At 61.3% G+C, this 8,211-nt stretch carries 8 protein-coding genes; 4 read left to right on the top strand and 4 right to left on the bottom strand.

Annotation, left to right across the window (positions count from 1 at the left end):
- Positions 1 to 784: 784 nt before the first annotated feature.
- Complete coding sequence (locus tag AB4Z48_RS35605) at positions 785 to 985, top strand: hypothetical protein (RefSeq protein WP_441622788.1); 201 nt, start codon at positions 785 to 787, stop codon at positions 983 to 985.
- 472 nt (positions 986 to 1,457) lie between these two features.
- Positions 1,458 to 1,676 carry a CDGSH iron-sulfur domain-containing protein gene (locus tag AB4Z48_RS35600; protein ID WP_441622786.1) on the top strand — a complete coding sequence of 73 codons (219 nt, stop codon included), beginning with the start codon at positions 1,458 to 1,460 and terminating at the stop codon, positions 1,674 to 1,676.
- Between the two features lie 99 nt (positions 1,677 to 1,775).
- Here the strand turns inward: AB4Z48_RS35600 and AB4Z48_RS35595 are convergent, their stop codons facing one another.
- From AB4Z48_RS35595 to AB4Z48_RS35580, 4 genes are all read right to left on the bottom strand, one after another.
- A complete protein-coding gene (locus AB4Z48_RS35595) occupies positions 1,776 to 3,965 on the bottom strand; it encodes a penicillin-binding protein 1A (RefSeq protein WP_441622784.1) in 2,190 nt (729 codons plus the stop codon).
- Positions 3,966 to 4,495: 530 nt separating this feature from the next.
- Complete coding sequence (locus AB4Z48_RS35590; protein ID WP_441622782.1) at positions 4,496 to 4,921, bottom strand: type II toxin-antitoxin system VapC family toxin; 426 nt, start codon at positions 4,919 to 4,921, stop codon at positions 4,496 to 4,498.
- Positions 4,915 to 5,187, bottom strand: a complete 273-nt coding sequence (locus AB4Z48_RS35585; RefSeq protein WP_441622780.1) for a type II toxin-antitoxin system Phd/YefM family antitoxin — start codon at positions 5,185 to 5,187, stop codon at positions 4,915 to 4,917. Before AB4Z48_RS35585 ends, AB4Z48_RS35590 begins: the two co-directional genes overlap by 7 nt.
- A gap of 385 nt (positions 5,188 to 5,572) precedes the next feature.
- Complete coding sequence (locus AB4Z48_RS35580) at positions 5,573 to 5,767, bottom strand: hypothetical protein (RefSeq protein WP_441622778.1); 195 nt, start codon at positions 5,765 to 5,767, stop codon at positions 5,573 to 5,575.
- 387 nt (positions 5,768 to 6,154) lie between these two features.
- Here AB4Z48_RS35580 and AB4Z48_RS35575 point away from each other — a divergent pair, with 387 nt between their 5' ends.
- Positions 6,155 to 7,144, top strand: coding sequence for an enoyl-CoA hydratase/isomerase family protein (locus tag AB4Z48_RS35575; RefSeq protein ID WP_441622776.1), 990 nt, complete (start codon positions 6,155 to 6,157; stop codon positions 7,142 to 7,144).
- A gap of 93 nt (positions 7,145 to 7,237) precedes the next feature.
- Positions 7,238 to 8,119 (top strand): glyoxalase III HchA, encoded by an 882-nt coding sequence (gene hchA / locus AB4Z48_RS35570; RefSeq protein ID WP_441622775.1) that lies wholly within the window; start codon positions 7,238 to 7,240, stop codon positions 8,117 to 8,119.
- The last annotated feature ends 92 nt before the right edge of the window (positions 8,120 to 8,211 follow it).

Below are 8,211 nucleotides of genomic sequence, written 5' to 3'. Positions count from 1 at the left end.
CGGCGCCGTCTTGCGCTCGATCAGCGATAACAGTTCCTGTCTTTCTTTCTTCGCCAACTTCACTGGCGTTGCATGGCGGCCTCGACTCATCCCGCCATGATATCCGAGGCGATTATTTATTCAAGCTATTTACGGGATGTTGTACTAGGTCCCATCGGCGGCATGAATTGTTCTGCAGCCCTAGCTTTTACGTCGCCCTCGAATCGCGGCCTCTGAAACAATGGATTGGCACGATCGTTCGTCCACCGGATATTTCGCTTCGGTAAGATGCAGGCCCCACACTCCGGTATCGAGGCGTTCTTTCCCGAAAGGGGCGATTCCGATGATGGCCGGCATCTCGCCGTCATTTCGCCCGGCAACTTGTGAAAATGTCCCCAAAGGCGATTGAGCCTCTAACGAGCGGCCATTTCTGGGCCACGCCCCGCGCACCCTTTCCACTAGACGGTCCGAATGGACATGATGGGGTCTTCCCTGGGGCCCGCTGTGTGAGCGACGGCAAATGGGTCACGTTCTAGGCTGAGGGAGGGGGGGGATGTCAAACCGCGTGCTCGCATCAACCACCTTTCGATACTTTGGCGCTGCTTCACTCTGCGGCAGTGCCGCATATATCTGACTTGATGCCGGCGACGAAGACGTTTATTGTGTCCGTTCGGCGCGCGCTCCCAGCGCACCGAACGCTCCTCGCACCGATACGCACCCACTGCCGTCGCCACCATCCACTGTGGAATCGAGCTCGGGGCAGCAGTCGTAGTTCGTTTTTCCAGCCACGACAAAGGAGGCCGATATGCTAAGCCCGCATGAAATCGCCGCGCTGCTGCTGCTTGGCGACACGCAGGAGATCGACGACCTCGAGCCCGAGCAATTGGACACCTTATTGGCTCACAAGCTGGTCACGTTGGAGCGTGGTCATGATAGCGGCGATGCCTACCCCCGCCTGACAAGTCAGGGGCATTACATGCTTGAAGCCGTGCGCCGCATTCGGTAATGCGTCCGTCAGCTTGTGCCGAAGGCCAAGCGGAGCGCGCTTGGCACTTTCCGGCCTGGCAAACGCCGCCCTCCCGATTGCGACGCCCGACGCGCTTCCTATCGATGAAGTAGCGTGAGAGCGTGCCGGCAGACGTTCTCGGCGGTAAAGCCGTATTCGCGCAGCATCACCTCACCGGGCGTCGACGCACCGAAACGATCTACCGCCAGCACGTCGCCACCCTCGCCGATAGTCGAGGCACACCCGCTCTGCCGTGGAAGACAGGCCACGAAGCCTCGCTGCAAGTGACTCTCCGGCCGGCTACCGCCTGATTTCGCTCCAATAGTACGGCTACCCCACATAGACAACGGACAACGCCACAGGGAATTCCTCGAATTTTGCACCGTCAGGCTCATGCCACGCCTTGCGCAAGGGGCCGGCGGCTTCCTACCATGAACTTCAGGTGCCAAGGTTGCCAAAAGTGGAGTGCGTCATGAGTGAGGACACAGTCGTTACCGTTACCGTGCAGGATAATGGGCCCTTGCGTATCAAGGGCCCTGTCAAGATCGTGACTCCGACAGGCGAGCCATTCGTCTTCGAGGGCGAGCAGGTTTGGCTGTGCCGCTGCGGGCATTCCGAGAACAAACCGTTTTGCGACGGTTCGCACAAGCGCGTCGGGTTCTCCAGCATGCCGAGACCGAAGCCAGAGTAAGGTTTGGCAGTTGTCAGTGCTCTACTGTCGGCCGGCTCGATTGCGATGCGACGTCGGCGGATCTGGCGAATGCGAATGTCTCGTCCGCCGGCGATAGCATCAGAACCTCCAGAAGAGGAACTGTCGATGCCGTGGCTTATGAACCGTGCGAGGAGGCCGGGTCTCGGGGCCGAGCTGCGCATCCGGATCGATCACTCGCGCGCGCAGCGCCATGTCGTAGAACGCGCCCACCATCGGCAGGGCGCTGTGCGCGCCCTCGCCCCAATAGTTTCCGAGCGTCACACGTCCATCGTCGAAACCCACCCACGCGCCCGCGACCAGTTGCGGATGCATCAGGATGAACCAGCTATCCGCGTTGTCCTGCGTCGTGCCCGTCTTGCCGGCCACGTCGGCGCGAATCCTGAAGCGCGTCCGGATGTCCGCGCCGGTGCCCCGGCTAACGACATCGCGCATCACGTCGACTAGCGTTTGCGCTGCACCGGCTGGCAGCGCCTGTTCCGGCGATGTGCTCGCGAATGTGGCGAGCACTTTGTGGTCGTGATCCTCGATGCGCGTGACCATGCGCGGTTCGATATAGGCACCGCGGTTCGCGATCGTGCTGTACGCCGACACCATTTCCTTGAGCGTGACCGGGCTCGTGCCGAGCGCGAGCGACGGCACCGCTTCGAGCGGACTTGTGCGCACACCCATCGCGTGCGCTAGCCGTGCGACCTTCTCGGGCCGTTCCTTTTGCATGAGCTGAGCGGTGACGCGGTTGCGCGAATACACAAGCGCGTCGCGCAGCGTCATCGGCCGGCCGGTGGGCGGTTCCGCGTCGGTAGGCCGCCAGATCGCATCGCCGGTCAGCGCAATGGCGACGTCCCGGTCTACGATCGTATCGCTCGGCCGCGCGCCGTCCGCGAAGGCCGCGCCGTAGACGAACGGCTTGAACGTGGAACCCGGCTGACGCCGGGCCTGCTGCACGTGATCGAACGGTTCGTCACTGAAGTCGCGGCTGCCGACCCATGCCTTGATATCGCCGTTGCGCGGATCGATCGCGACAAAACCCGCCTGGATCTGCGTCTTGCTCCGGCAGAGCGCACGGACGAACGTGGGGTTCGTTCCAAGCTTCGCGAGCGCGGTCTGATCCGATTGACCAGCATCGCGCGCGGCGCGGTAGTCGGGCGTCTGCCGGATGAATGCCCGGAACAGGTCGCTGCCCGGCCGGCAGCCCGTGCGTTCGTTCCATGCGCCGTTCGCGATCCATTGCAACTGGTTCGTCTGCCAGTCCATCGCCTGCGCTGCCATGGTCTGCAGACGCGAATCGATCGTCGTGCGCACGACCAGCCCGTCGGCATAGATGTTGTAGCCGTTGCGATCGGCCCAGGCGCTCAGCCACTTGCGCAATTGCGCCGAAAAATGCGGCGCGGCGCCCGGCGGCGCAGTCTGCAACTCGAAATTGACGTTGAGCGGTTGTCGCTTCAACCAAGTGTAGGCATCGGGCTTGAGCTTCCCGTACTTGTTCATCTGCCCGAGCACCGTGTTCCGCCGCTGCAATGCACGCTCGGGATTGAGCACAGGGTTGTAAGTGCTGTTGGCCTTGAGCATGCCGACGAGCGTTGCGCTTTCAAGAACGTTGAGCTGGCTGGCCGATTTGCCGAAGTAGGTGCGTGCGGCCATTTCCACGCCGTAGGCGTTGTACAGGAACGGCACCGTGTTCAGGTACGTCTCGAGGATCTGATCCTTGCTGTACACGGCTTCGATCTTGAAGGCCGTGATGGCTTCCCTGAGCTTGCGCGTGAGGGTTGGTGCGCGGCCGATCTCGTCGGGATACAGGTTGCGCGCCAGCTGCTGCGTAATCGTCGAGCCACCTTGCCGGTCGCCGGAGAACGTATGCAGCGCGGCCGACGCGGTGCGCTTCCAGTCGATGCCAGGATGCTCGTAGAAGCGGCGGTCTTCGGTCGCGATCAACGCGTCTACCATGTACGGCGAGATCTGCTTGAGCGGCACCCACTTGCGGTTGACCGGCTTGAACTCGTCGAGCAGTTTGCCGTCGGCCGACACGATCAACGCTGGCCGATCGACCCGGGCTTTGCGGATGTCGTTGATGCTGGGCGTAAACGGCACGAGCGCAAGCCCATACAGCACGAAGAGCGCCGGCAATGCGGCGAGCATCAGCGCGATGCCGCGTCGCGTGGGGTGGCGAAGGCGGCGCAGCGCGCTGTTGAAAACGCGTCTGGTTCTCGTGCTGCCGGCGGCTGCCAGCGGTTGGACGCGGGCGAGCCACCGTGCGCAATGCTCACGAAACAACGATGCATATCGGCGATTCACGGTGGGGGGGCGCTGGCGGAAAGAGCGGGATCGTACCAAAGCGCAAGGACGCTTCTGTCGTCAAAGCGGGGTGCGGCACGCGGAACTGACAAACAATTACAATTGTTTCGTGTGGGCAACGTTCGCCATGGCAGAGGAAGCAGCGATCACCAACCTTGAACTGAATGAACGCTCGCCCCCATGCTGGACAGATGCCGCACCTCGATATCCGGATTCGCCGTCAGCAGTTCCTGCACGACATCTTCGTTTGCGCCTTAGAAGATACGTTAGCTTGCGCGGAAGTGCCTTGCATGGCGCTTTTAAAGGAGCGCTGCTCTTTAAGGAAAATTGTTACCGTCGCCCTGCATCGCATAGCCGGCGGGCGACCAGCGGGAGCAAATTTGTACAGACCGAAGGGAACACTTTAAGTGGCGCGTGCGATCTGTGTTCTGTAAGGCAGCTTGGAGTAAACAGGCCGATCGGTGACGCTCCCGTTAGCCGACGGGATGCAAATCGACGCGTAGCGGCATTCAGAGGCCGAACCAGTTCGCCAGCCGCAAACCAGCCAACTCCGCAAAATCCTTCGTATTACGCGTCACCAGGGTTAGCCCGTGCGCTATCGCAACCGATGCAATCTGCCCATCCACGAATGGCAATGTGAATCCAGCCCGCTCGCGCGACTGGCGCAGCTCTGCGTGGATCCGCGCTGCGGCAGCGTCATAAGGCAAGACTGGCAAAGTGCCCACGACATCTTGCACAAAACGGCCAATAGCGTCCTTCCGTTGGTCATCCGGCATGCGCAACCAACCAAAACGGAGCTCGTGCCAGACCGGGGCTGAAATGGCTAGCTCCCCCTCGTAGCGGGCCAAATTTTCCATTACCGCGACGTCTGGTCTCGGCCGCATGGCCTCTGAAACAATGTTGATGTCCAGCAACCAGCTCACGGCGCTCACCATGAGAATTCTCTTCCCCCATCGGGTTGACGTAATTGCGCGAAGGGATCGGTCTCATCCTCCCCTGTCACATGTCTTTGGCGCCACTCGGTCAAACGCGCAGAAAAGCCAGAGGAAGACCCAACCAGCTGCCGATATTGTGACCACGACATCAAGACGCCGGCAGCCTGCCCGCGCCGGGAGATCACCAGGGGCTCTTGTGCCACTTCCACTCCGCGGAGCGCATCGGCGAGATGCGCTCTTGCCTCAGAGAACGGGATAGTCTGCATGGAAAGGTGCTCCTTGCTTGATGTGTACATTTCAATTGTACATTAGGAGAGGGAATCAAGCAGAAGTTCCAAGTCAAGGCGCGCCCCTTGTTTCCGCGACACCGAGGGCGGGGATTCGGAACGGCACCTGGATCAGTTCTCGAGATCATTCCGGGCATAGCTGACGGGGTTGGAGCTGGGCTACGAGTTGCAGGCATGGCGGGATTGACTGTGTTCGAACCGCCGATCGAAATCCCCGGCTTTACCCAGAACCGCCGCCTGGCACGAACGCACGCATCGCGACGCTGCGCATCGTTGGCTGCGAGACCTGCTGTTCGAGACCAGCGCCGATACTCGGGGTCATGCACGAGCTGGCGCGTAGCGCCACTCAGGGCCCCGTGAACAACTACACCACGCCGGTCATATTCTGGTTACCCAGCCCCTTCTGGCCATACGCGAGCGCGGCGCGCATGGCCTGCACGGCCTCCGCATGCTGCCCCGCGCTATGCAGGGCGAGCGCCAGCATCACTGGAATCTGGACGGACAGGTACTGCATACCCGCCGCACGCAACTCCGCTTGGACACCCTGCAGGAAGGGCATGGCTCGCGTTCGCGGCGGCGCCAGCTTCTTGCGCCTACATTGCCGAAGACCTGGACTGGACTACCCCCCCCACTTAGGGAGGATCCTTGCCAACGCCGCAACGATACGCGGATCATTGCGTTGGCGATGCTTGTTTCTTCAAGCTGACGACGAATCTCGCCTTCCCACAAGCAACGACTCGCGAAGGGAATCGCAGGCCTGAGAGTGACACGTGTAGTTCCAAGCATTCGTGCCTGCCCTCGATTTCCGTCTCAGTGATGCCGAAATCGCTGACCTAGCCACCTTCATCCGGAGCGCCTGGGGAAACCGCGGCGCGCAGGTGGAGGGCAATCGCGTTACTCGACTCCGCCGCGAACTGCGGGCCGAGCCTGGCCCGGCAGGCGCGAGATGAATTCAACCAAGGAGCCTGCCATGTCGACAATCTCAAGACGTTCCTTCGTCCAGTCCATCGGTGCCGCAACACTCGCGCCGGGCGTATTGCTCGCCTCGTCCGAGGCTGAGGCTGCGGCCGAAAGCGCCGCACCGCCCCAGGGGGGCGGTGCGAACTACGCCGATTACAAGCATATCCAGGTCACCCAGGACCGCGGCGTCGCCACCGTTACGTTGAACTACCCGCCGTTCAACCTGCTCGACGAGGTCCTGTCGGAGGAGTTCGACGGGCTGACCCGACAACTGGAACAGGATGCGAGCGTACGCGTCGTCATCCTGCAGAGCGCCGTGCCGAAGTTCTTTATCGCGCACTCAGGCCTGCACCGTGTCGGCTCGGCGCCGAAGACGACTTCGAATACACGCACCTTCCGCCTGACCCAGATGCTTGGCGAGCGCCTGCGCAACATGCCCAAGGCTGTGATCGCCAAGGTCGAAGGCATCGCCCGTGGCGGCGGCTGCGAGATCGCGCTAGCCGCGGACATGTGTTTCGCCGCGACCGGCAAGGCTGTGTTCGGCCAACCGGAAGTCGTCTGCGGACTCGTCCCTGGCGGCGGCAATACACAGCGCCTGCCGCGGCGCATGGGGCGCGCACGCGCCCTCGAGGTGCTGCTGGTCGGCGGAGACTTCTCGGCGGAACTGGCCGACCACTACGGCTATATCAATCGTGCACTGCCGGCCGGGGAACTGGGGCCATTCGTGGACAAGCTCGCACGCCGCATTGCGACCTTCCCCCCGACCACGATCGCCCACCTGAAAAAGGCCGTGGACATGGGGTCGGACACCTCCTTCTCCGAAGGGTTGTTGGTAGAAGCGCACGAGGCCGATCTTTGCGTAGCCAACGAAGCGATACAGGCGCGCGTGAAGGCGATACTAAAAGCCGGCGCCGAGACCTACGAAGGCGAACTCCACTTCCCCGAACTCTCCGCGAAGCTGCCGCCCGCCGATTAAGCGATCGACCTGCCTCCGAACGGTGGCTGCCGGTGCAAAAGCCGGTAAAAACCAAGCTCCAAAACCCGTTATTCTTTCAGAAGGAAGCCCATCATGACGTCCCAGACCGACAGCAAGCAGCCGACGCCTGATCCAGCCGAGCGCAAGGCGTTCTTTCCCTCCCCTTACTCACTCGCACAATTCACATCGCCAAAGTCTGATCTCTCCGATGCCGACTATCCGGACGCTTATCAGGGCGGCCGCTGGAAAGTACTGCTAGTCGCCGCGGATGAGCGCTATCTGCTGACCGGAAACGGTACCTTCTTTTCGACTGGCAACCATCCCGTCGAGACCCTCCTGCCCATGTATCACCTGGACCGCGCAGGCTTCGAGTTCGACATTGCCACCTTATCAGGCAATCCGACCAAGTTCGAATGGTGGGCGTTCCCTTCTGAAGACGCCGAGATAAAGGCCCTCTACGCGAAGTACGAGCAAAAATTCCAGCAGCCGCTCAAGCTTGCTGACGTAGTAAATTCCTTGGACAAGGATGCAAACTACATTGCCGTTTTCGTCCCTGGGGGACATGGTGCCCTGATGGGGCTACCGTTCAGCGCGGACATGAAGGCCACCCTGCAGTGGGCTATGCAAAACGATAGGTACATCATCACGCTGTGTCACGGGCCCGCCGCCTTACTTTCGGCCAGCGTCGACGAACCCAACGGCGGAGATCTTTTCCGCGGCTACCGCATCTGCGCATTCCCAGATGCTATGGACAAGCAGACGCCGGATATTGGCTATATGCCCGGTCCATTGCGCTGGTTCTTCGGTGAAAAACTTGCTGCTATGGGAGTCGAGATCGTAAACACTAAAATTGATGGAAGCACGTTTCGAGACCGGAAGCTCCTCACGGGTGACAGTCCCTTCGCGGGCAACAATCTTGGCAAGCTGGCTGCGCGCGCGTTACTGGACGAAGTGCAGAATACAGGTGGGCGCTAGTTCTCACGCCATCAGAGACCTTGTCTGCTCAGGCGCTTGAATTGGCACTGCCTGCGTAGACTATCGAGTCGCCTTTAGTCGCGGCGCGGGAT

It is taken from the genome of Cupriavidus sp. 2TAF22 (assembly GCF_052115045.1).
Lineage (GTDB): Bacteria > Pseudomonadota > Gammaproteobacteria > Burkholderiales > Burkholderiaceae > Cupriavidus.
Note: the sequence above shows the minus strand (reverse complement) of the source record. Positions and strands in the feature narration are given on the sequence as shown.